The following is a 23,504-nucleotide window of genomic DNA, read 5'->3' as shown; positions in this document are numbered from 1 at the left end:
CGCGCGTGCTCACGCGGTGAGCTTCGCCAGGGCCGCGTCGATGCGGGCGAAGGTCGTCTCCTTGCCCAGGATCTCCAGGGACTCGAAGAGGGGCAGGCCGATGGTGCGTCCTGTGACGGCCACCCGGACCGGGGCCTGGGCCTTGCCGAGCTTGAGGCCGTGGGCCTCGCCGGCGGCCAGGACGGCCTCCTTGAGGGACTCGGGCGAGCTCCAGTCGGCCGCGTCCAGCTTCTCGCGGGCCGTGCGCAGGAGCGCGTCGGAGCCCTCCTTCATGGCCTTCGTCCAGCTCGCCTCGTCGAAGGCCGGCTCGGAGAGGAAGAGGAAGTCCACGTTGTCCGTGATCTCGGAGAGGACCTTGAGGCGGGTCTGGGCGTGCGGGGCGATCGCCGCCCACTTCGCCTCGTCGAAGTCCTCCGGGGCCCACGGCGCGAAGGGAGCCTTCAGCCACGGGGCGCAGCGCTCCGCGAACTCCTTCGGGTCGAGCAGGCGGATGTGGTCGCCGTTGATCGACTCGCACTTCTTGAGGTCGAAGCGGGCCGGGTTCGGCTGGACGTCCTTGACGTCGAAGGCCGCCACCATCTCCTCGATGGAGAAGATGTCGCGGTCCGCGGAGAGGGACCAGCCGAGGAGGGAGAGGTAGTTGAGCAGCCCCTCCGGGAGGAAGCCGCGCTCGCGGTACAGGTTGAGCGAGGACTGCGGGTCGCGCTTCGAGAGCTTCTTGTTGCCCTCGCCCATGACGTACGGCAGGTGGCCGAAATCGGGCACCAGCTTGGCGAGCCCCAGGTCCTTGAGCGCCCAGTAGAGGGCGATCTGGCGCGGGGTGGAGGAGAGCAGGTCCTCGCCGCGCAGGACGTGGGTGATCTCCATCAGGGCGTCGTCGACCGGGTTGACGAGCGTGTAGAGCGGGGCGCCGTTGGCACGGACGATGCCGTAGTCCGGGACGTTCTCCGGCTCGTACGAGATCTCGCCGCGGACCAGGTCGTTGAACGTGATCCGCTCGTCGGGCATGCGGAAGCGGACGATGGGCTTGCGGCCCTCGGTCTCGTACGCGGCCTTCTGCTCGGCGGTGAGGTCGCGGCAGTGGCCGTCGTAGCCGGAGGGCTTGCCGGCGGCGCGGGCCGCGTCGCGGCGCTCGTCCAGCTCCTCCGTGGAGCAGTAGCAGGGGTACGCCCGGCCGGCCTCGATGAGCTTCTCGGCGACGTCCTTGTAGATGTCCATCCGCTGGGACTGCCGGTACGGCGCGTGCGGGCCGCCGACCTCCGGGCCCTCGTCCCAGTCGAAGCCGAGCCAGCGCATCGCGTCGAGGAGCTGCTCGTACGACTCCTCGCTGTCGCGGGCCGCGTCGGTGTCCTCGATGCGGAAGACCAGGGTGCCCTGGTTGTGGCGCGCGAAGGCCCAGTTGAACAGGGCGGTGCGGACCAGGCCCACGTGCGGGTTACCGGTGGGGGAAGGGCAGAAACGGACGCGTACAGGTGCGCTAGCCACGCTTGACAACCTTGTTGGTGAGAGTGCCGATGCCTTCGATGCTGACGGCGACCTCGTCGCCGACGCTGAGCGGGCCGACCCCTTCCGGGGTGCCCGTGAGGATGACGTCGCCGGGGAGCAGCGTCATGGCCTCGGAGATGTTGACGATCAGGTCCTCGATGGACGTGATCATCTGCGACGTGCGGCCGAGCTGGCGCTGCTGGCCGTTGACCGTGCACTGGATGGTGAGGTCGGAGGCCTGCTCCAGGGAGAGGTCGGTCTCGACCCAGGGGCCCAGCGGGCAGGACGTGTCGAAGCCCTTCGCCCGCGCCCACTGCTTCTCGCGCTTCTGCACGTCGCGGGCGGTGACGTCGTTGGCGGCCGTGTAGCCGAAGACGACGTCCTTGACGCGCTCGCGCGGGACCTCGCGGCACATGCGGCCGATGACGACGGCGAGCTCCGCCTCGTGGTGCAGCTCCTCGGAGAAGCCGGGGTACTGGATCTCGGCGTCCGGGCCGATCACCGACGTCGACGGCTTGAAGAAGGCGAAGGGGGTGTCCGGCACCTCGTTGCCCAGCTCCTTCGCGTGCTCCGCGTAGTTGCGGCCGAAGGCGATCACCTTGTTCGGGAGCACGGGGGGCAGCAGCCGGACCTTGCTGACCGGGACCTTCGTACCGGAGAGTTCGTAGTCCGCGAACGGGATGCCCTTGATGATGTCGAGGACGAGCTCGTCTGGCTTGTCGCCCTCGACCGCGCCGAAGGCGACGTTCCCGTCGATGGAGAATCTGGCGATGCGCACGGTCTGCTGCGCCCCTTTTTTCTGCGTTGGGCCCGGGTGGGATGTGACAGAGCCAGGCTAACGCGGTGGGGCCTGCGCCGTCGGCCCGGTTGTTACGCCGCCGGGGCGGTCTCCGGAGCCACCATCAGGATCGTGCGCTTCGGGTTCGCCGTGTTCGTGGGCAGCGACGCCGGGTGTTCCGGTACGGCCGGCCCGGCCTGGATCTCGTCGGCGTCCGCGAGGTGCGCCAGCGTCGTGCGCCGCGGGTTGGCAATGTTCTGGAACATCATCGTCTTCGTCATGACTGTGCTCGGGAACCTTCTCCGTAGTCTGATGTGCAGTCTGGTGGGCCATCCCTTTTCAACGTCAGGCTAAACATCTGATTCCCGCCGAAAGCCGGGAAGTTACGATCCCCCGCATGTGAGTTTGCTCACTGGGCGCCTCGCAAATAGGACACTTCGGTCCACCAACTCCCGTCCACGAAACGGACATTACGCGACTGAAGCCACTATTCCGCTCGCGATCACGGCGGCCGGGACACCCCCCTGGCGTACGCGGAAAGTCCGGTAATGACCGGGTTGAAGCAGGTCGAGATGCACGACCCGTGACCCTCCTCTCACGTCGCGTCACACAGGGTGTGCCAGTCACCTCGGGCCTTGTTGGAGATCCTGCACTGTGCTGGAATCGCGTGGACCGCCGCAGGTACAGAACCGGCGCGCACGGGCGCATCGCAGCGCCGAGCAGCGGCGGAGAGGGGGAACCAGCGCCGGTCACTCACGACCACAGGGGGACGTTTCAGGTCGCCCCCCGAACGACGCCGACACCGTCTTGTCCGTGCATACGGGCGGGGCGCCTGGTCCAGAGGTTGCGACGCTAGTGCAGGGACGTAAGAACAGGGATGGCAGCGCTGCGGCGGAGCCGGAGCCGCGCGGCGGGACCGGCCCGACAGCCGGCGGCACCCGGCCCCCGCACGCCCAGAACCCGGGACGCACCGCGTCCGTCGACACCTCCGAGGGCGACGGCAAGGGCGCCTCGGCACCCCCGTCCTCGGCGAGGCCCAAGGTCCCCACGGGGCCCGGTTCGCGGATGGCTCTGCGCAACTGGCGCATCTCGACGCGTCTCGTCTCGCTGCTCGCGCTTCCCGTGGTCGCGGCGACCTCGCTGGGCGCGCTGCGTATCTCCGAGTCGCTGAACGACATCCAGCAGCTCGAGAACATGAAGCTGCTGACCGAGATGACCAAGCAGGCCACCGAGCTGGCGTCGGCGCTCCAGGAGGAGCGCGACCAGGCGGCGGGCCCGCTGTCGAGCGGCTCCTCGACCCGCGACTTCAGCGTCAAGTCGACGCGGGAGAAGACCGACCGCGCCCAGGACACGTTCCTGCAGAGCACCACGGACATCAAGGCCGACGGTGAGGCCGGCAGCCTCAACGGTGTGCGCGAGCACGCGGTGCAGATCGCCAGCGAGCTGATCCAGCTCAGCAAGATCCGGCAGGGCGCGTACGACGACAGGTCGAACTCCTCGCAGACCGTCGACTCCTACAGCCGGATCATCGACGAACTGCTCTCCCTGTCCACGGACATGGCGCAGGCGACCAGCAGCCCCGAGATGATCCAGCGCACCCGCGCCCTCGCGGCCTTCTCCTCCGCCAAGGAGTACGCGTCCGAGCAGCGCGCCATCATCGCGGCCGCCCTGCCGCCGAACAGCGCCCGGTTCGGCAAGCTCTCGGAGACCGACCGGCAGTACGGTCTCGCCGCCCAGGAGAACCAGAAGTCGCAGCTCCAGTCGTTCAAGGCCGTCTACGGCGCCGTGGCCGCGCAGGAGCTGCTGAAGCCGATCGAGGAGAACAACTCCACGATCAAGGCCGCCGACACCTACGCGAACCGTGTGCTCCAGAAGTCCGACGGCATCAAGTCGCAGGACAAGCGCTCGTACAAGGACTGGATCGACGCGGACACCACGCGCATCCAGGAAATGTCCAAGATCGAGCTGACGCTGCTCAACCAGATGGAGCAGCAGGCCCGCGAGCTGCGCAACGCCTCCGAGCGCTCGGCCATCATCAACGGTGCGCTGATCCTGCTCGTGCTCGGCGTCTCGCTCGTCGGCGCCTTCGTCGTGGCCCGGTCCATGATCCGCTCGCTGCGCCGGCTCCAGGACACCGCGACCAAGGTCGCCCAGGACCGCCTGCCCGAGCTGGTCAGGGAGCTGTCCGAGTCCGACCCGCAGGACATCGACACGTCCGTGGAGTCGGTCGGCGTGCACTCGCGCGACGAGATCGGCAAGGTGGCCGCGGCCTTCGACGACGTGCACCGCGAGGCCGTGCGTCTCGCCGCCGAGCAGGCCCTCCTGCGAGGCAACGTCAACGCGATGTTCACCAACCTGTCGCGCCGGTCCCAGGGTCTTATCCAGCGCCAGCTCTCGCTCATCTCCGAGCTGGAGTCGCGTGAGGCCGACCCGGACCAGCTGTCGTCGCTGTTCAAGCTGGACCACCTCGCGACCCGCATGCGCCGTAACGGTGAGAACCTGCTCGTTCTCGCCGGTGAGGAGCCCGGTCGCCGCTGGACGCGGCCCGTGCCGCTCGTCGACGTGCTGCGTGCCGCCGCGTCCGAGGTGGAGCAGTACGAGCGCATCGAGCTGGCCGCCGTGCCCGCGACCGAGGTCGCCGGACGCGTCGTCAACGACCTCGTGCACCTCCTCGCCGAGCTGCTCGAGAACGCGACCTCGTTCTCCTCGCCGCAGACCAAGGTCAAGGTCACCGGTCACGCGCTGCCCGACGGCCGTGTGCTGGTCGAGATCCACGACACGGGCATCGGCCTCTCCCCCGAGGACCTCGCCGCGATCAACGAGCGGCTCGCGGCGCCGCCCACCGTGGACGTCTCGGTCTCCCGCCGCATGGGTCTGTTCGTGGTCGGCCGCCTGTCGCAGCGCCACGGCATCCGTATCCAGCTCCGCCCCTCCGACTCCGGTGGTACGACCGCGCTGGTCATGCTCCCCGTGGACGTCGCGCAGGGCGGCAAGAAGCCTTCCGGCAAGGGCAGCCCCGGTGGTTCCGGTGGTCCGGCCGCCGCGCAGGCCGCGGCCGGTGTCGCCGCAGCGCGGCGCGGCCAGGCGCCCGGCAACGCCGGCGGTCCGGCCGGTCTCCTCGGTGGCGGCTCCGGTGCGCCCGGCGGGCGGCCGCAGGTCGGCGCCGGTACGGGTGGGCCGCGTGCGGCGCTGCCCGGACGCGGTGGCCCGCAGGCACCGGCGCCTGCCGGTTCCGGGGCGGGCGGTCCTTCGGGTCCCGCCGGTCTTTCCGGTCCCTCCAACCCCTCCGCTCCCGACGCGTTCGGCAAGGGACAGGCTCCCGGCGGTCCCGTGCCGCCTCAGCAGCGCACCCACAGCGACCCGAACGAGCCGCGGGGCCGGCGCCCGGTGCTGCCGCCGCGCGGTGGCCCGCGCGCCGAGCTGCCCGGCGGCAACCCGCAGCCCCGTACACCGAGTTGGGGCGACGAGAACGCGCAGCCGAACCTGGACGCTCCGCGTGGTCACGACGAGCCGGACTCCACGGCCCAGTTCCCGCGCGTCCACGACGACCGCCAGGGTCCGCCCCGGCATGGTGGCCGCGGCCCGGCGCAGGACTCCGGCCAGTTCGTCCGCTCGGACGTCTTCGGCCCGCGTGACGGCAACGCGGGCGGCCCCGACGCGGCGCACGGCTTCCGGGACGGCGGCCTCACGGACCGTCAGGACCCGTCCGCCACCGGGCAGTTCGGCCAGCAGCAGGGCGACCCGTCGGCCACCGGCCAGTACAACCAGCCACAGGGCGACCCGTCCGCCGCCGGCCGGCCCCAGCGCCCGCAGGACCCGGGCACCGCCCAGTTCCCGCGCGTCCAGGACCCGTCGAACGCCGGACTGTTCAACCCGGCACAGGGCGACCCCTCGGCCACCGGCCAGTACGGCCGACAGCAGGGCGACCCGTCCGCCGCCGGCCAGTACAACCAGCCGCAGGGCGACCCGTCCGCCACCGGCCGGTTCGCGCAGTCGCAGGACCCGTCGGACAGCGGCGGCTTCCCGCGCCCTCAAAACCGCCCGCAGGACCGCCCGCAGGACCCCTCGGCCGGCACGGGCCGGTACAACCGTCCCCCGAGCGACCCGGCGAACACCGGCCAGTTCAACCAGCCGCAGGGCGATCCGTCGGCCACCGGCCAGTTCCAGAACCCGCAGGGGCCGTCGAGCACCGCTCAGTTCCCGCGCGTCCAGGACCCGGCGGACGCCGGCCTTTTCAACCCGGCACAGGGCGACCCCTCGGCCACCGGCCAGTACAACCGCCCCCCGAGCGACCCGGCGAACACCGGCCAGTACGCGCAGCCCCAGGGCCGCTCGGCCACCGGCCAGTTCGAGTTCACGCCGCCGAAGCCGCCTCAGCGCAACGGCGCGCGGGACCAGGGCATCCCGGCGCAGCCCTCGCAGGACGACTTCCTGCCGCCGGGCGACACGTCGGGCGGGGACGGCCGTACGCCGCTGTACGACACGCTGGAGACGAACTGGTTCCACGGCCAGAACGGCCAGGCTCAGGGCCAGCCCCAGACTCAGGGCCAGTCCCAGGCTCAGGGCCAGGGCCAGAACGGTCGGAACCAGAACGGTCAGGGCCGCAGCCAGGGCATGCAGTCGCCGGGCGGGCGCCCCGAGCAGGGTCTCCCGCAGCGGCCGCAGGCGCAGGCTCCCTCGGCCGCCCCTGCGCGCCCCGCCGCGTCCCCCGACTCGGCCGAGGCCAACTGGCGGCAGTCCCCCAACGACGACCTGATGCGTCAGGCCGAGCGGGTGCGCAAGCCCGCCGCGGGCGGCGTCACCCACTCCGGTCTGCCGCGCCGTGTGCCGAGGGCGAACCTTGTGGCGGGAACCGCTCAGGAGCAGCAGACTCAGACCGGTCCCCAGGTCTCGCGCGCGCCCGACGAGGTGCGCGGTCGGCTGACCAATCTCCGTCGGGGCATCCAGCAGGGGCGGCAGGCCGGCAACACCGGCAGCTACCCCCGCCCCACTCACCAGCAGGAGCGTTAGTTGAGCCAGATGAGCCAGGCGGCACAGAACCTGAACTGGTTGATCACGAACTTCGTGGACAACACGCCGGGTGTCTCGCACACGGTCGTGGTGTCCGCGGACGGGCTGCTGCTCGCGATGTCCGAGGGGTTCCCGCGTGATCGCGCGGACCAGCTGGCGGCCGTGGCGTCGGGTCTCACCTCGCTCACGGCCGGCGCGTCCCGGATCTTCGAGGGCGGTCCGGTGAATCAGACGGTCGTGGAGATGGAGCGCGGCTTTCTCTTCCTCATGTCCATCTCGGACGGCTCGTCGCTCGCCGTGCTGGCGCACCCCGACTGCGACATCGGCCTCGTCGGCTACGAGATGGCGCTGATGGTCGACCGGGCGGGCTCCGTGCTCACTCCCGACCTGCGCGCCGAGCTGCAGGGCAGCCTGCTGCACTGAGGCCTGTAACGGCCGGTAACCCCGGCCACCCCCGAAGTCTGCTTCATCGGCAGCCCCGGAATCCAGTCAGCGCACGCAATCCGCACACCCGATGTTCCGCCGTCACAATCCCCCCACCGGCCCACCCTCAGACGGCAGGCCCCCGCACTTGTCGTCCCGCCCGGAGGATCCATGACCCCGCCCACCGACTCATACGACCCGTACGGTGCCACCGCCCATGCCGGGTACGGCTTCGAGGGCGACCAGCCCCTGGTCCGCCCCTACGCGATGACCGGTGGCCGGACCCGTCCGCGCTACCAGCTCGCCATCGAGGCCCTGGTGAGCACGACGGCCGACCCCGCGGCCCTGATGACGCTGCTGCCGGAGCACCAGCGCATCTGCCACCTGTGCCGCGAGGTGAAGTCGGTGGCCGAGGTCTCGGCGCTCCTTTCGATGCCGCTCGGCGTGGCCCGGATCCTCGTCGCGGACCTGGCCGAGGCCGGGCTCGTCGCCATTCACCAGCCGGGCGGCGACGAGGCCAACGGCGGTGCGCCGGACGTGACTCTGCTCGAAAGGGTGCTCAGTGGACTTCGCAAGCTCTGACGGTTCCGTGGGGACCGCCCGCGCGACCACCTCGGCGAAGATCGTGGTGGCGGGCGGCTTCGGTGTCGGCAAGACCACGTTCGTCGGGGCGGTCTCCGAGATCAACCCGCTGCGTACCGAGGCCGTCATGACCTCGGCGAGCGCCGGGATCGACGACCTGACGCACACCGGGGGCAAGACGACCACCACGGTCGCCATGGACTTCGGCCGCATCACGCTCGACCAGGACCTGATCCTGTACCTCTTCGGTACGCCCGGCCAGGACCGCTTCTGGTTCATGTGGGACGACCTGGTGCGCGGCGCGATCGGCGCCGTCGTCCTCGTCGACACCCGCCGCCTCGCCGACTGCTTCCCGGCCGTCGACTACTTCGAGAACTCCGGCCTGCCCTTCGTCATCGCCCTCAACGGCTTCGACGGGCACCAGCCGTACACCCCCGACGAGGTCCGCGAGGCCCTGCAGATCGGCCCGGACACCCCGATCATCACCACCGACGCCCGGCACCGCGCCGACGCGAAGAGCGGCCTGATCACGCTGGTGGAGCACGCCCTCATGGCCCGCCTGAAGTAGCCGCCGCCGGCCGACGACAGCCACCGCCTGTCAGACTCGGTCGGATTCCGGTCATCAAATGGCTGGATCCGTACGGCAGTTGTCGTAGCCCATTCGGCGACCCCTGTGGCCTTTGACACGCCGGGCCCTGGTGTTCATAACGTTTCGAAAGAGAATTCCCAGGGCACCGACACACGTCGCGCACAGCCGGTTCCACTGCGCTCACAAGAGCCCCGCCTTTTGGCGGGGCTCGCTCTTTATGACCGTTTTATCTGGGGTGTGCGTCACCCGGAGCTTCCGCTTCCGACTGTTTGGAAGTGCGCCTCCTGACGTGCTGGAATGCGCTGAACTGCCCAGTAGCAATGGGCCTGGAGACATACAGCGGCACAACGTAGGTGCCGACGCCGAGAGGTTGTTGGTCGAGTGAGGCGAAGCAAGAACAGTCCCGAGCCGGTCTCGGCGCGGGGCAACTTCACCCCGCCCCCGCGCGACGCGGCGCGGACCGCACCGGCGGCCGAAGCCCCGGCGCCGGCACCGTCGGGCGGACGCATGTCGCCCCGAAACTGGCGTGTACCCACCAAACTGAACGCCATCCTCCTCATACCCGTGGTCGTGGGCCTCGTCATGGGTGGCTTCCAGGTGTCGAACTCGATCAACACCTGGCAGGAGGCCGAGGACGCCGAGAGCACCGCACGCCTCGTGCAGGCCTCACTGACGTACGGCAACCGCCTCATCGAGGAGCGCGACACCACCGCCGCGCCCCTCCTCCAGGGCAAGACGAACGACCCCAAGGTCTCCAAGACCCGCGAGGCCACGGACGCCGCCGCCGAGAAGTTCCACGCCGCGGCCGAGAACATGCCGCAGAAGGAAGGCCTCCAGCGCCGCCTCGCGCAGTTCACCAAGGTCGAGCCCGGCCTGAAGAAGCTGCGGGCCGCCGCGTACACCTCCAAGCTCTCCGGCGTACAGACCGAAGAGGGCTACGTCGCCATCCAGCACCCGCTGATGGAGTTCGCCAACGAGCTCGGCCTCGGCACCGGCAACATCACCAGCTACGGCCGCACCGTCTACGCGATCTCGCTGACGAAGGCGGCGCTCTCGCTGGAGCGGTCCATCGGCATGCACCTCCTGGTGAAGCCGGGCCCCGGCGCCGCGAACCTGAACCGTCAGCGCACCGCGCTCGGCAGCTACGCCTACCTCGAGAACATCGCCATCGAGGAGTACAAGGGCGGCGGTACGGCCGAGGACCTCCAGAAGCTCGAGGCCACGATCAAGAAGCTGAAGTCCGACGGCGCCAAGCAGGCCGCCGCGACCAAGGCCAAGAACCCCTCGTACGTCCCGCCGCCGGAAACCACCAAGATGGTCGCCGCCATTGTGGCCCTGCCGAGCACCCAGCCCAGCGCCCGGCTCGCGCTCGCCCAGAAGGGCGTCACGCCCGAGAACTGGTGGGCGGTCAACACCGCGAAGTTCGACGCCTATCGCACGATCGAGTCGAACCTGGCGGACAAGGCCGTGACCGAGGCCTCCGGTATCGCCGCCGACGCCAAGCGCGAAGCGATCATCATCGGTGCCGCCGTCGTGGTCGCCCTGCTCGTCGCCGTCCTGATCGCCGGCCAGATGGCCCGGCAGATGTCCCGTTCGATGCGCCGACTGCGCTCCGCCGCCTTCGACGTGGCCGAGCAGCGCCTGCCGATGCTCGTCGACCAGCTCTCGCGCACCGAGCCGGGCCGCGTGGACACCCGCGTCCAGCCGATCCCGATCACCACGACCGACGAGATCGGCGAGGTCGCCCGCGCCTTCGACCAGGTGCACCGCGAGGCCGTCCGGCTCGCCGCCGAGCAGGCACTGCTCCGGGGCAACATCAACGCGATCTTCACCAACCTGTCGCGCCGCAACCAGTCGCTGATCGAGGGCCAGCTGACCCTCATCACCGACCTGGAGAACAACGAGGCCGACCCGGACCAGCTGGAACAGCTGTTCCGCCTGGACCACCTCGCGACCCGTATGCGCCGCAACGGCGAGAACCTGCTGGTGCTCGCGGGCGAGGAGCCCGGCCGCCGCTGGGACCAGCCGGTGCCGCTGGTGGACGTGCTGCGCGCCGCCTCCTCCGAGGTGGAGCAGTACGAGCGCATCGAACTGGCCGGCGTCCCCGAGGCCGAGATCCACGGCCGCGCGGTCACCGACCTCGTGCACCTGCTCGCCGAGCTCCTGGAGAACGCGACGACGTTCTCCTCGCCGCAGACCAAGGTCCGCGTCACCGCGACCCGTCTCCCGGACGGCCGCGTCATGATCGAGATCCACGACAAGGGCATCGGCCTCACCGCCGAGGACTTCGCGGACATCAACCACAAGCTGGCCAACCCGCCGACGGTGGACGCCGCGATCTCCCAGCGCATGGGCCTGTTCGTGGTCGGCCGCCTGTCGGACCGGCACGGCATCCGCGTGCAGCTGCGCCCCTCGGGCGAGCAGGCGGGCACGACGTCGCTCGTCATGCTGCCCGAGGTCATCACCCACGGTGGTGGCGGCGGGGTCCAGGAGAACGCCGAACTCTCGGAGTTCACCGTCTCGACGATGATCCCGAAGCAGGCCGCGTTCGAGCACACCCCGCTGCGCACGGCCGCCGAGCTCGGCTTCGACGACAGCCGTTACGACGTCCCTGACGACGCCCGCGAGTTGGACCCTGTCGGCCGTTCCCTCATGCGTGAGGAGCGCCGTGCCGCCCTGGAGGCGCAGCAGCACGACCCCGACGAGGCCCCGCAGGAACGCCCGCTCTTCCGCGACGAGTTCCAGCCACAGCAGCCGCAGCAGGACCGTCCGCCCTTCGCGGAGCAGGACCCGTACGACACCCGGCAGGCCCCGTACGACAACCGTCAGCAGTTTGCCTACGACGATCCGCAGCCGGGCGTCTACGGCGAGCAGCAGGGTGGCTACGACGAGCGCCAGGTCGGCTACGACGGCCGACAGCAGGGCGGTTTCGACGGGTTCGTCCCGGTGCAGCCCACGCACGACAACGGGCAGCCGGACGGATTCGCCTCCGGGTTCACCACTCAGGACGGCTATGCGGAAGCCCCTCCGGAGTCGTACAACCCCTTCGAGCCGTCCCCGCAGCGGGCCGACTGGCAGGCGCAGGACGCCTACCGGGAGCCCTACCAGGCCGATTTCCAGGGCCCGTTCGGCGCCGAAGCGGAATCCGCTCCGGGCACTGCCGCAGCGGACCGGGAACGCGTAGGCTTCGACGGGCACGGTGCCACCCCCTCGGCGGACACGACCGGACCGGCCCCCTCCGCACCCCACGCGCTGACCGACTCCGGTCTGCCGCGGCGCGGTGGCGGCGCCCCGCAGGGGCCCGCACCGACCCCCCAGCAGGCCCCCGAGACCCACTCCGACGAGGACACCTCCTGGCGCTCGGCCAACGACGCCCGGTGGGAGCGCGCGGAGCAGCTCAAGAAGCCGAAGGCGGGCGGGGTCACCGCGTCCGGCCTGCCGCGCCGAGTACCCAAGGCCAACCTGGTCGAGGGCACGGCGGAGTCGACGCCGCAGGGCGGCCCACAGGTCTCCCGCGCCCCTGAGGACGTCCGGGGCAGGCTCAGCAACCTGCGTCGCGGCGTACAGCGGGGACGCAGCGAGGGCAGCAGTGATACGAACGGCCAGGGCTTCGGCCCTGACAGCACCTACAACCAGGAGCGTTAGTGTGAGCCCGATGAGCCAGGCGGCACAGAACCTGAACTGGTTGATCACCAACTTCGTGGACAACACCCCCGGTGTGTCCCACACGGTGGTGGTCTCCGCCGACGGACTCCTTCTGGCGATGTCCGAAGGGTTCCCCCGCGACCGCGCCGACCAGCTGGCGGCCGTCGCCTCGGGTCTGACCTCGTTGACCGCGGGCGCCTCCCGCATCTTCGAAGGCGGCCCGGTGAACCAGACAGTTGTGGAGATGGAGCGAGGATTCCTCTTCATCATGTCCATCTCCGACGGCTCTTCTCTCGCCGTCCTTGCACACCCCGAGGCGGACATTGGCCTCGTTGGGTACGAGATGGCCCTTCTTGTCGACCGGGCGGGCACGGTTCTCACGCCGGACCTGCGGGCGGAGCTTCAGGGAAGCCTTCTCAACTAACAGACAGGCAGTGCGTATTCGTGTCCCGGGGCCGTAAGGTTTCGGGACGCGGCTCCACAGTGATGGTGCCCAGCGCAGTCGGAGGAGGAAGTTCGTGTCTGGTTCAGCAACACCCCCGAGCGGTTCGTCGGCCCAGTGGCCGCCCTACGGCCACGGCCAGGGGCGTGGGCAGGCAGGCATGGGTGACGACGGTTCCCAGAACCGGTACAACTTCCCGTCTTCCCCCTCCTCGGCGGGCCACGCCCGACCGACCCGGCAGCCCGGTCCCTACGACCAGCCGCCCGCGCCGCGCATCCAGCCCGTGCAGCCGCAGCCGCGCCCCGACGCGAATCCCGCACCCGCCGCGAAGAACAACCCGCTGGTGCGCCCGTACGCCATGACGGGCGGCCGGACCAGGCCGCGGTACCAGCTCGCCATCGAGGCGCTGGTGCACACCACCGCGCAGCCGCACCAGTTGCAGGGCCAACTGCCCGAGCACCAGCGGATCTGCAACCTCTGCCGAGAGATCAAGTCGGTGGCCGAGATCTCGGCTCTCCTGACGATCCCCCTCGGCGTGGCCAGGATTCTCGTCGCCGACCTCGCGGAGGCGGGACTGGTCGCCATCCATCAGCCCGGCGGCGACGAGAGCGCCGGCGGCCAGCCAGACGTGACATTGCTCGAAAGGGTGCTCAGTGGACTTCGCAAGCTCTAGCGGAGGGCCGGCTGCTCCAAGCCGTTCCACCACATCGGCGAAGATCGTGGTGGCAGGTGGTTTCGGTGTCGGCAAGACGACGTTCGTGGGCGCCGTCTCCGAGATCAACCCGCTGCGCACCGAGGCCGTCATGACGTCCGCGTCGGCGGGCATCGACGACCTCACTCACACCGGGGACAAGACGACCACCACGGTCGCCATGGACTTCGGCCGCATCACGCTCGACCAGGACCTGATCCTGTACCTCTTCGGTACACCGGGCCAGGACCGCTTCTGGTTCATGTGGGACGACCTGGTGCGCGGCGCGATCGGCGCCGTCGTCCTCGTCGACACCCGCCGCCTCGCCGACTGCTTCCCCGCGGTCGACTACTTCGAGAACTCCGGCCTGCCCTTCGTCGTCGCCCTCAACGGCTTCGACGGCGGCCAGCCCTACGGCCCCGACGAGGTCCGCGAGGCCCTGCAGATCGGCCCGGACACCCCGATCATCACGACGGACGCCCGCCACCGCGCGGACGCGAAGTCGACGCTGATCACGCTGGTGGAACACGCCCTGATGGCACGCCTCCGGTAGGCGTTTCAAGCCCCTGCGGCGGGTCCATTCAAGCCCCTCCGGCGATTGAGGAGCGGGGTCCGGGGCAGAGCCCCGCAACCGCTCCCCGTCCGCCCGTCGGCGAGGACCACACACACGTCTGAGGCCCTCCTCCCAATCCGGGAGGAGGGCCTCAGACGTGTGTGTGGACCGGTACCGGTCAGCGCCAGCTGTGCGGCGCCCGGAAGCCGGGCTCGCGCTCCAGGCGGCGCCACCCGGCACGAGGCTGACGGACCCGGTGTGCCGGGGCCTCGGGAGTGGCGGAGGCGCGGGCCAGCAGGATCGCGGTGATGGCCGCGACCTCCTCCGGCTCGGCGTGGCCCTTCTCGACGCGGATGTCAGGCATGGACATGTGGCAGGTCTCCTACGACTAGTACGTGCCGGCTACTGCGGCGGGTTGCCGTGCTTGCGGGACGGCAGGTCGGCGTGCTTGGTGCGCAGCATCGCCAGGGACCTGATCAGCACCTCACGCGTCTGGGCGGGGTCGATCACGTCGTCGACCAGGCCGCGCTCCGCCGCGTAGTACGGGTGCATCAGCTCGGCCTTGTACTCCTTGACCATCTTCTGGCGCATGGCCTCGGGGTCCTCGGCCTCGGCGATCTGCCGGCGGAAGATCACGTTGGCCGCGCCCTCGGCGCCCATGACCGCGATCTCGTTGGTCGGCCAGGCATAGGTGAGGTCCGCGCCGATGGACTGGGAGTCCATGACGATGTACGCACCTCCGTACGCCTTGCGCAGGATCAGCGAGATCCGGGGCACGGTGGCGTTGCAGTACGCGTACAGCAGCTTGGCGCCGTGCCGGATGATCCCGCCGTGCTCCTGGTCGACGCCGGGCAGAAAGCCGGGGACGTCGAGCAGCGTCACGATGGGGATATTGAAAGCATCGCACATTTGGACGAACCGGGCAGCTTTTTCACTGGCCTCGATGTCCAGGACGCCCGCGAGCGCCTGCGGCTGGTTGGCGACGATGCCGACGACCTGGCCGTCGAGCCGGGCCAGGGCGCAGATGATGTTGCGCGCCCAGCGCTCGTGGATCTCCAGGAAGTCGCCGTCGTCGACGAGCTCCTCGATGACCTTGGTCATGTCGTACGGGCGGTTGCCGTCGGCCGGGACCAGGTCGAGCAGGACGTCGCCGCGGCGCTGCGCCGGGTCGTCGGACTCAATGGTCGGCGGGTTCTCCCGGTTGTTCTGCGGGAGCATCGAGAGCAGGTAGCGGACCTCGGCGAGGCAGGTCTCCTCGTCGTCGTACGCGAAGTGGCTGACGCCGGAGGTCTCCGCGTGGACGTCGGCGCCGCCGAGCCCGTTCTGCGTGATTTCCTCGCCGGTCACGGCCTTCACGACGTCCGGGCCCGTGATGAACATCTGCGAGGTGTCGCGAACCATGAACACGAAGTCCGTGAGCGCCGGGCTGTAGGCCGCGCCGCCCGCGCACGGGCCGAGCATCACGCTGATCTGCGGGATGACGCCGGAGGCCCTGGTGTTGCGCTGGAAGATGCCGCCGTAGCCGGCGAGCGCGGAGACGCCCTCCTGGATACGGGCACCGGCGCCGTCATTCAGCGAGACCAGCGGGGCGCCGGCCGCGATGGCCATGTCCATGATCTTGTGGATCTTCGTAGCGTGGGCCTCGCCCAGCGCGCCGCCGAAGATCCGGAAGTCGTGCGCGTAGACGAAGACCGTGCGGCCCTCGACCGTGCCCCAGCCGGTGATGACGCCGTCGGTGTGGGGCTTCTTGGCCTCCAGGCCGAAGCCGGTCGCCCGGTGCCGGCGCAACTGCTCGACCTCGTTGAACGAACCCTCGTCGAGGAGCAGCTCGATGCGCTCGCGCGCCGTCAGCTTGCCCTTCGCGTGCTGGGCGTCGGTCGCCTTCTCGCTGGGTCCGGCCAGCGCCTGCGCACGGATCGCGTGCAGCTCGGCCACGCGTCCACGGGCGTCGGTGGGCTCGTCCCCCGGGTTCGAGGCGGTGTCGTCCAAAACGGTCATGTAGTGACCTTACGAAGTGCACCCCTGAAAACGGTCCGTCGACTCCGTACAGTCTCCGGCCCGTTTTCCTGGTAGCCCTGAACAGAACCCCGCCCCCGGGGTGCCGAAGTGACTGCTCAGCACGGGTCCGCGTTGTAGACGTCGCACAAAGCCGCGTACTGAGACCCGCCTCACACGCCCCGCACCCACGCGCCCCACGCACGCCCGAAAGGGCGACCTTGGCCATATCCGGCTGTAATCGAAGAGGCACACGGCGTTTGATGTTGAACATTGAACATCATCGCGCTACAGTCGAAACCGTTGGTAGTTCAACGTTCAACATCACCTCGTCACTCCAATTGGCACCACCCGTGCCGCCCGTCCCCAAGGAGCACGTCATGGGCATCTTCGGCCGCAAGAACGAGTCCGCCACCACCCCCGCCGACGCCGCGCAGGCCGCGCCGGTCAACCCGGACCTCGCCGCACTCACCGGCGAGTACACCGTCGACCCCGCTCACACGACGCTCGGTTTCGTCGCCCGGCACGCCATGGTGACGAACGTGAAGGGCAGCTTCAGCGACTTCACCGGCTCGCTGCACCTGGACGGCTCGGACCCGGCGAAGTCCACGGCCTCCTTCGACGTGCAGATGTCGAGCATCTCGACCGGTAACGAGGACCGTGACGGCCACCTGAAGAGCGCCGACTTCTTCAAGATCGACGAGTTCCCGACGATGACCTTCCGCTCGACCTCCGCCGAGTCCCTGGGCGGCGACGACTACCGCGTCACGGGCGACCTGACGATCCTCGGCACCACCAAGCCGCTCAGCATCGACCTGGAGTTCAACGGCGCCGCGAAGGACCCGTTCGGCAACGAGCGCGTCGGCTTCGAGGGCAAGACCGAGATCCTCCGCTCCGAGTGGGGCCTGAGCTGGAACGCCGCGCTGGAGACCGGTGGCGTCCTGATCTCCGACAAGATCAAGCTGAACTTCGACATCTCGGCGATCAAGGAGGCCTGAACCGGCCTTCTGTACCGGCAGGTTGAGGCGGCCACGAATTCCGTGGCCGCCCTCCGGCGGTTCTGGACGTATGAAATGCTGCGGCCGCAGGCACCGTCCCCCGACGAGAGCGCACGCCTGCCGGACGGACCGCCGGGAGTCCCATGAACGCCGCAGCGCCATCCCCCGCCGCTGAACGGAGCGTCGATGCCGGGGTGGTACGGCGGGACATTCTCGACGCGGACACGGGTGCCGATCCGTACGTACTGCGCGACGCCCGGGTCCGAGGGGCGCTGACACTGGACGGGGCCGAGATCAGGCGGCTCGTCCGGTTCGAGCGGTGCCGGTTCGACGAACCGATGACGTTGGAGGGCGCGAACACACTCGCGTTCAGCGTCACCGACTGCGAGCTGCCCGGATTCCTGGCGCCGACGGCGCAGATAGGCGGGCGGCTCGACTTACGTGGGTCCACGTTCACCGGAGGCCGGCGCGGCGCCGTGAACCTCGTGCACACGCACGTCGCGGGCGGGCTGCGACTCGACCGGGCGCACCTGGTGGCACGGGAGGAGATCGCGCTGAACGCGGGCGGTCTGGTCATACAGGGCGCCGTGTTCTGCGAGGACGGGTTCGTCGCGCACGGCCAAGTACTGTTCCCCGGCGCGGAGTTGACCGGTGGACTGTGGATGGGCGGGGCGCGGATCGTGGTCCCGGAACCGGACACGATCGCGTTCAACGGGGACGGACTGCGGGCGTCGACCGTGCGCCTTCACGAGGGGTTCCGCACGGAGGGCCGGGTGCGGCTGCGCGGGGTGCGGGTCGACGACCTGCTGTCGTTCGGCCGCGCCGAACTCCTGGGCGCGGGATCGTCGTTGATGTGCGTCGGGGCTCAGGTGGAGGCGCTCGATCTGCGGTTCGCGAGGCCGCCGGCGGGCGGCGTGAACCTGCGCAACGCGCACGCGGGCCGCATCCAGGACCGCCCCGACACCTGGCAACGGCCGCTGGGCCTGGACGGGCTGACGTACGACTGGCTGGCGTCGACGGCCACCGCGCAGCGCGAGGACAGCACGAACCGGCTGGCGTGGCTGCGCCTGCAACCGGTGCACGCACCTCAGCCGTACGAGCAACTGGCCGCGTACTACCGGAGGTTGGGTCACGAGGACGAGGCCCGCCGGGTCCTGCTGGTGCGGGAGCGGCGGCGCCGCTCGACGCTCGGTCCTGCGGGGCGGGCCTGGGGGTGGCTGCTCGAGGCCACCGTGGGGTACGGCTACCGGCCGTGGATCGCCGGGATCTGGCTCGCGGCGCTCACCGTGCTCGGCGCCGCGGTCTTCGCCGCGCACACCCCCGTACCGAACAAGAAGGGCGAGGGCCCGCCCTTCAACGCGTTCGCGTACGCGCTCGACCTGATGGTCCCGATCGGCGGCCTCGGCCAGCGCGACGGCTGGCACTGGTCGGAGTCGTACGTGCAGGGACTCGCGTACGGGCTCATCGCGGTCGGCTGGATCCTGACGACGACGGTCGTGGCGGGCGTGACCAGGACCCTCAACCGGGCCTAGAGCGGGGCGGCTTGCGTCGAAGCGGCGGGACTGTGACGTGCAACTCCGGTCAGGTCGTCATGACACGTCACAGTCCTGACGTGCGGTCCGCTCCTCAGAACCCGCCGCCGAAGTCCCCTCCGCCACCACCGCCGAAGTCGCCACCGCCACCACCGTCGCCGAAACCGCCGCCGAAGTCGCCGGGGTCGAAGTCGGAGCCGGAGACGTCGCCGCCGTCGAAGCCGCCGCCGAAGTCACCGCCGCCGTAGTCGGCCGCGTAGGCGGGGCTCGCCAGCATGGAGCCGAGCACCGTGCCGACCAGCAGGCCCGGCAGCATGCCGCCGCCGAAGTAGCCGCCGGCCCACGGGCCGTACGCCGGACCCGCGTCGTAGTACGGGCGGCGCTCCCCCGCCCCCGCGTCGACCGTGCGCACGTGCGGGTCCTCGCCGTCCCGCAGCCGCGTCGCGTCCGCCGCGCAGACCGGGACCTCGCGCGGCGACCCGCCGGGCGGCGTCCACCGGGCATCCTCCGTGGAGGGGCCGTGGCGCGGGTCGAAGAAGCAGGGCGCCCTGCGCTCGGGCAGCGGGCGGCCCTCACGGCGCGCGGCGAGCTGCGCGAGCGCGAACCGGCCGTCCTCAAGGGCCTGCGTCACGCCGCGTACGTCGTCCGGGAGCCGGGCGTCGCTCATGTACCGCTTGGCCTTCTCGTACGCGTCGAGCGCCCGCTCGAAGTCCGCGCGCATCGCGTCGTCGGCGCCGGCCTCCGCCGGGTGGAAGTCGAGGCGGTCGAGCTCCTCTCCGAACGCCGTGATGTCCTCGTCCACCACGACCCGCAGCTTGTCGAGGGCCTCGCGCTGCTCCTCCTCGCGCTTGCGCCGGTTGCGCCTGCTCAGGGCGTAGACACCGGCTCCGCCGATCACGACGACCGCACCGACGCCGATCAGGGGGCCGGCCGAGACGCCGTCGTCGCCGCCCGCGTCCCAGGCGGCGGGGGCCGAGCCCTTCGCCGTACGGACCGACGTGGTCACGAAGTCGTCGAGCTGGCTCTTGGTCGACTGGCCCTGAACGCTTTCCACCGCGTTCTTGACGGCCTGCGCCGACATCACCTGATGGTCCGCCTTCGCGTCGAACCGCGTGCCGAGGCGGACTCCGTAGACGCCCACGACCCCCGTCTTTGCGCGGAGATCGCTGAACAGCTTCTTCGTCGGGAAGTCGGCGGGGAGCACCGCCACCATCACCGGTTTGTCCGCTTCCTTGATCTTGCTCTTGAGCGCGTCCACGTCGTTCGACGTCAGCGCGCCGGACGCACCGGGCGCGACGTAGACGGGGCTCTTCTCCAGGGCGTCGGCGACGGTGGACACGTCCGTCGCGGCCGAGGCGGGTGGCGCCACCGCGAGGGTGGCGCCCAGCACGAGGAGCGGGGTGGCGAGGGCGGCGATAAGGGGCCTCATGTATCGACGCTAACTCGCTTTGCCCACAAACGCGGGTGCTTACTCGACCGGCTCCACGCCCGCGCGCAGCAGGCCGTACGTGTACGCGTCCTCCAGCGCGCCCCACGACGCCGCGATCACGTTCTCGGCGACGCCGACCGTGGACCACTCGCCGGTGCCGTCGCTCGTGGAGATCAGGACGCGGGTCGTGGAGGACGTGCCGTGCTTGCCCTCCAGGATGCGGACCTTGTAGTCGACCAGTTCCAGCTTCGCGAGCTGCGGGTAGATCCGCTCCAGGCCGACGCGGAGCGCGCGGTCGAGGGCGTTCACCGGGCCATTGCCCTCCGCCGTGGCGACGATGCGCTCGCCCTTGGCCCACAGCTTCACGGTGGCCTCGTTGGCGTGCGAGCCGTCGGGCCGGTCCTCGACGATCGCGCGCCAGGACTCGACGCGGAAGTACTTGCGTTCCTTGCCCTCGACCTCCGCGCGCATCAGGAGTTCGAAGGAGGCGTCGGCCGCTTCGTACGTGTAGCCCTGGAGTTCGCGTTCCTTGACGCGCTCCACGACCCGGCCGACCAGCTCGCGGTCGCCGCCGAGGTCGACGCCGAGCTCCTTGCCCTTGAGCTCGATGGAGGCGCGGCCCGCCATGTCGGAGACCAGCATCCGGATGTGGTTGCCGACGCGGTCCGGGTCGATGTGCTGGTACAGGTCCGGGTCGACCTTGATCGCGGAGGCGTGCAGGCCCGCCTTGTGCGCGAACGCCGAGACACCCACGTACGGCTGGTGCGTGGAGGGGGTGAGGTTCACGACCTCGGCGATGGCATGCGAGATACGGGTCATCTCGCGCAGCGCGCCCTCGGGAAGAACCTTTTTGCCGTACTTGAGCTCAAGGGCGGCGACGACGGGGAACAGGTTGGAGTTGCCGACGCGCTCGCCGTAACCGTTGGCCGTGCACTGGACGTGCGTCGCGCCCGCGTCCACCGCTGCCAACGTGTTGGCGACGGCGCAGCCGGTGTCGTCCTGGGCGTGGATGCCGAGCCGGGCGCCGGTGTCGGCGATGACGGTGGAGACGACCGCCTGGACCTGGGCGGGCAGGAAGCCGCCGTTGGTGTCGCACAGGACGACGACGGAGGCGCCCGCCTCGTGCGCGGCCCGGACGACGGACTTCGCGTACTCGGCGTTGGCGCGGTAGCCGTCGAAGAAGTGCTCGCAGTCGACGAAGACCCGGCGGCCCTGCGAGACCAGGTAGGAGACCGTGTCGCGGACCATCTCCAGGTTCTCTTCGAGGGTTGTGCGCAGGGCCAGTTCGACGTGCCGGTCGTGCGACTTGGCCACCAGGCAGACCACCGGCGCGCCGGACTCCAGCAGGGCCCGCACCTGCGGGTCCTCGCTCGCCTTGGCGTTCGCCCTGCGGGTGGCGCCGAAGGCGACGAGCTGCGCGTGCTTGAAGTCGATCTCTTCCTGCGCGCGGGCGAAGAATTCGGTGTCGCGGGGGTTGGCGCCGGGCCAGCCGCCCTCGATGAAGCCCACGCCGAAGTCGTCCAGGTGCCGGGCAATGGTCAGCTTGTCCGCGACGGTGAGGTTGATGCCCTCGCGCTGTGCGCCGTCGCGCAGCGTGGTGTCGAAGACGTGGAAAGCGTCGGAGGCGTCGCGGGAATCGTCGAGTTCACTGGAGGGGTCACTGTGACGTTCACTGGGGCTGCTGCTCATGCTGATCTGGCTCCTGATCGGGATCTCGGTCTTCGTACCGGAAGGACCGGTTCCACCGTCCATCTATGATCCCTCGCGCTCTCGTCCTGGCTGTGGGTGGGCCAGAAACCGAAAAAACCCCTCGCGGGTGCGAGAGGTCTGCGCGCGGGTCGAGGACGACGGTGTCCACCTGTACCGGGTCGTACGAGGTGGTCACTGCGGACCGGCGCGCCTGCTGCCAATAATCATGGCCAACGAGAGCACGCCCGCAGTCTGCCACAGCCCGGCCGGGGGCCGGGCCGTGGTCTCACGATGCGGTCAGGCGTTCTGCTTCGCCGGTTTGGCGCCGGCGGTGTCCGCGTTCTTGACCTGGTTCAGGTCGATGTCGCGGGTCTCGCGCATCGTCAGGTAGACGATCAGCGAGACGGCCGCGCACCCGGCGACGTACCAGTAGAAGCCGGACTCGATGCCCGAGTCCTTGAACCAGAGGGCCACGTATTCGGCGGTGCCGCCGAACAGTGCGTTGGCGATGGCGTACGGGAGGGCGACGCCGAGGGCGCGGATGCCCGTCGGGAACAGCTCCGCCTTTACGCAGGCGTTGATGGACGTGTAGCCGGTGACGATGACGAGGGCGAGCAGGGAGAGGCCGAGGGCCGGCCAGAAGGAGCCCGCGTGCTGGAGCAGCGTCATGATCGGCACGGTCAGGAAGGTGGAGCCGATCGCGAAGGTGATCAGGAGCGGGCGGCGGCCGATCCGGTCGGACAGCGCGCCGGCGAGCGGCTGCAGACAGGCGAAGACGACGAGCGCGCAGAAGGAAACGAGGGTGGCCGTGTCCTTGCTGAGGCCCGCCGAATTGGACAGGTACTTCGTCAGGTAGGTCGTGTACGTGTAGTACGCGACCGTGCCGCCCATGGTCAGCGCGATCACGAGGAACGCCTCGCGCTTGTGCGCCATCAATGCCTTGATGGTGCCCTTGTCGTCGCCGCCCACGGTGGCGTCCGCGTCGGCGGACTCCTCGTAGACCTCGGTCTCCAGCATGTTGCGGCGCAGGTAGAAGATGATCGCCGCACCGAGGGCGCCGATGATGAACGGGATGCGCCAGCCCCAGCTGTGCAGGGCGCCGTCGGTCATGGTGCGCTGGAGCACGATCATCAGGCCGAGTCCGACGATCTGGCCCGCCGTCATCGACACGTACTGGAAGCTGGAGGCGAAGCCGCGCTTCTCCGGGGACGAGGCCTCGGTGAGGTACGTGGCGCTGGCCGCGTACTCGCCGCCGACCGAGAGGCCCTGGAGCAGGCGCGCGATCAGCAGCACCGCGGCGCCGCCGTATCCGGCCACCGCGTACGTCGGCGCGATGGCGATGAGCACCGCCGACGCCGACATCAGGGTGACCGTGAGGGTCAGCGCCGCCTTGCGGCCCTTGCGGTCACCGACCCGGCCGAGCAGCCAGCCGCCCACGGGGCGCATGAAGAAGCCGACGGCGAAGATGCCGGCGGTGTTCATCAGCTGGGCGGTCGGGTTGCCGCTGGGGAAGAAGGATCCCGCGAAGTACGTCGCGAAGCTCGCGTACACGAACCAGTCGAACCACTCGACCATGTTCCCGGCCGAGCCGACCAGGATCTTCTTCCATTGTTCACGTCCCATGATCGGCACGATGCGGGACTGGTCATGCTCAGGGCAATAG

General features: G+C 70.0%; 18 protein-coding genes. 10 read left to right on the top strand and 8 right to left on the bottom strand.

Annotation, left to right across the window (positions count from 1 at the left end):
• Positions 1-9: 9 nt before the first annotated feature.
• The 3 genes from gltX to ACIRHA_RS28295 all read right to left on the bottom strand — a co-directional run bounded on the left by gltX (position 10) and on the right by ACIRHA_RS28295 (position 2,544).
• Positions 10-1,494, bottom strand: a complete 1,485-nt coding sequence (gltX, locus tag ACIRHA_RS28305; RefSeq protein ID WP_403851471.1) for a glutamate--tRNA ligase — start codon at positions 1,492-1,494, stop codon at positions 10-12.
• Entirely contained in the window at positions 1,478-2,263 is a 786-nt protein-coding gene (locus tag ACIRHA_RS28300; RefSeq protein ID WP_351341344.1) for a fumarylacetoacetate hydrolase family protein, read from the bottom strand. The genes gltX and ACIRHA_RS28300 overlap by 17 nt, the downstream gene beginning before the upstream one ends.
• A gap of 92 nt (positions 2,264-2,355) precedes the next feature.
• Complete coding sequence (locus ACIRHA_RS28295) at positions 2,356-2,544, bottom strand: hypothetical protein (protein WP_403851467.1); 189 nt, start codon at positions 2,542-2,544, stop codon at positions 2,356-2,358.
• 574 nt (positions 2,545-3,118) lie between these two features.
• Here ACIRHA_RS28295 and ACIRHA_RS28290 point away from each other — a divergent pair.
• From ACIRHA_RS28290 to ACIRHA_RS28255, 8 genes are all read left to right on the top strand, one after another.
• Positions 3,119-7,273, top strand: coding sequence for a nitrate- and nitrite sensing domain-containing protein (locus ACIRHA_RS28290; RefSeq protein ID WP_403851465.1), 4,155 nt, complete (start codon positions 3,119-3,121; stop codon positions 7,271-7,273).
• Between the two features lie 9 nt (positions 7,274-7,282).
• Positions 7,283-7,696, top strand: coding sequence for a roadblock/LC7 domain-containing protein (locus ACIRHA_RS28285; RefSeq protein ID WP_266718905.1), 414 nt, complete (start codon positions 7,283-7,285; stop codon positions 7,694-7,696).
• A 171-nt stretch (positions 7,697-7,867) separates the two neighbouring features.
• Complete coding sequence (locus ACIRHA_RS28280; RefSeq protein ID WP_385761305.1) at positions 7,868-8,278, top strand: DUF742 domain-containing protein; 411 nt, start codon at positions 7,868-7,870, stop codon at positions 8,276-8,278.
• Positions 8,259-8,846, top strand: a complete 588-nt coding sequence (locus tag ACIRHA_RS28275) for an ATP/GTP-binding protein (RefSeq protein ID WP_351341334.1) — start codon at positions 8,259-8,261, stop codon at positions 8,844-8,846. The genes ACIRHA_RS28280 and ACIRHA_RS28275 overlap by 20 nt, the downstream gene beginning before the upstream one ends.
• Before the next feature lie 402 nt (positions 8,847-9,248).
• Positions 9,249-12,512: a nitrate- and nitrite sensing domain-containing protein gene (locus ACIRHA_RS28270; RefSeq protein WP_403851462.1), complete on the top strand. Its 3,264-nt coding sequence runs from the start codon at positions 9,249-9,251 to the stop codon at positions 12,510-12,512.
• A gap of 10 nt (positions 12,513-12,522) precedes the next feature.
• A complete protein-coding gene (locus ACIRHA_RS28265; protein ID WP_266714481.1) occupies positions 12,523-12,936 on the top strand; it encodes a roadblock/LC7 domain-containing protein in 414 nt (137 codons plus the stop codon).
• Positions 12,937-13,030: 94 nt separating this feature from the next.
• Positions 13,031-13,627 carry a DUF742 domain-containing protein gene (locus tag ACIRHA_RS28260; RefSeq protein WP_403851459.1) on the top strand — a complete coding sequence of 199 codons (597 nt, stop codon included), beginning with the start codon at positions 13,031-13,033 and terminating at the stop codon, positions 13,625-13,627.
• Positions 13,608-14,198 (top strand): ATP/GTP-binding protein, encoded by a 591-nt coding sequence (locus tag ACIRHA_RS28255; RefSeq protein ID WP_351341325.1) that lies wholly within the window; start codon positions 13,608-13,610, stop codon positions 14,196-14,198. The genes ACIRHA_RS28260 and ACIRHA_RS28255 overlap by 20 nt, the downstream gene beginning before the upstream one ends.
• A gap of 178 nt (positions 14,199-14,376) precedes the next feature.
• Here the strand turns inward: ACIRHA_RS28255 and ACIRHA_RS28250 are convergent, their stop codons facing one another.
• A complete protein-coding gene (locus tag ACIRHA_RS28250) occupies positions 14,377-14,568 on the bottom strand; it encodes an acyl-CoA carboxylase subunit epsilon (protein WP_403851456.1) in 192 nt (63 codons plus the stop codon).
• A 32-nt stretch (positions 14,569-14,600) separates the two neighbouring features.
• Complete coding sequence (locus tag ACIRHA_RS28245; RefSeq protein WP_403851454.1) at positions 14,601-16,196, bottom strand: acyl-CoA carboxylase subunit beta; 1,596 nt, start codon at positions 16,194-16,196, stop codon at positions 14,601-14,603.
• Between the two features lie 377 nt (positions 16,197-16,573).
• Here ACIRHA_RS28245 and ACIRHA_RS28240 point away from each other — a divergent pair, with 377 nt between their 5' ends.
• Positions 16,574-17,191 carry a YceI family protein gene (locus ACIRHA_RS28240; protein ID WP_403851451.1) on the top strand — a complete coding sequence of 206 codons (618 nt, stop codon included), beginning with the start codon at positions 16,574-16,576 and terminating at the stop codon, positions 17,189-17,191.
• Between the two features lie 143 nt (positions 17,192-17,334).
• Complete coding sequence (locus ACIRHA_RS28235) at positions 17,335-18,723, top strand: oxidoreductase (RefSeq protein ID WP_403851448.1); 1,389 nt, start codon at positions 17,335-17,337, stop codon at positions 18,721-18,723.
• Positions 18,724-18,817: 94 nt separating this feature from the next.
• Here the strand turns inward: ACIRHA_RS28235 and ACIRHA_RS28230 are convergent, their stop codons facing one another.
• The 3 genes from ACIRHA_RS28230 to ACIRHA_RS28220 all read right to left on the bottom strand — a co-directional run bounded on the left by ACIRHA_RS28230 (position 18,818) and on the right by ACIRHA_RS28220 (position 23,464).
• Positions 18,818-20,152, bottom strand: a complete 1,335-nt coding sequence (locus ACIRHA_RS28230) for a hypothetical protein (protein WP_403851445.1) — start codon at positions 20,150-20,152, stop codon at positions 18,818-18,820.
• Between the two features lie 39 nt (positions 20,153-20,191).
• Entirely contained in the window at positions 20,192-21,841 is a 1,650-nt protein-coding gene (gene cimA / locus ACIRHA_RS28225) for a citramalate synthase (protein ID WP_403851442.1), read from the bottom strand.
• Positions 21,842-22,138: 297 nt separating this feature from the next.
• Positions 22,139-23,464, bottom strand: coding sequence for an MFS transporter (locus ACIRHA_RS28220; RefSeq protein WP_403851439.1), 1,326 nt, complete (start codon positions 23,462-23,464; stop codon positions 22,139-22,141).
• Positions 23,465-23,504: the final 40 nt, after the last annotated feature.

Source organism: Streptomyces sp. NPDC102360, from assembly GCF_044766085.1.
In the GTDB taxonomy this organism is placed as follows: domain Bacteria; phylum Actinomycetota; class Actinomycetes; order Streptomycetales; family Streptomycetaceae; genus Streptomyces.
Note: the sequence above shows the minus strand (reverse complement) of the source record. Positions and strands in the feature narration are given on the sequence as shown.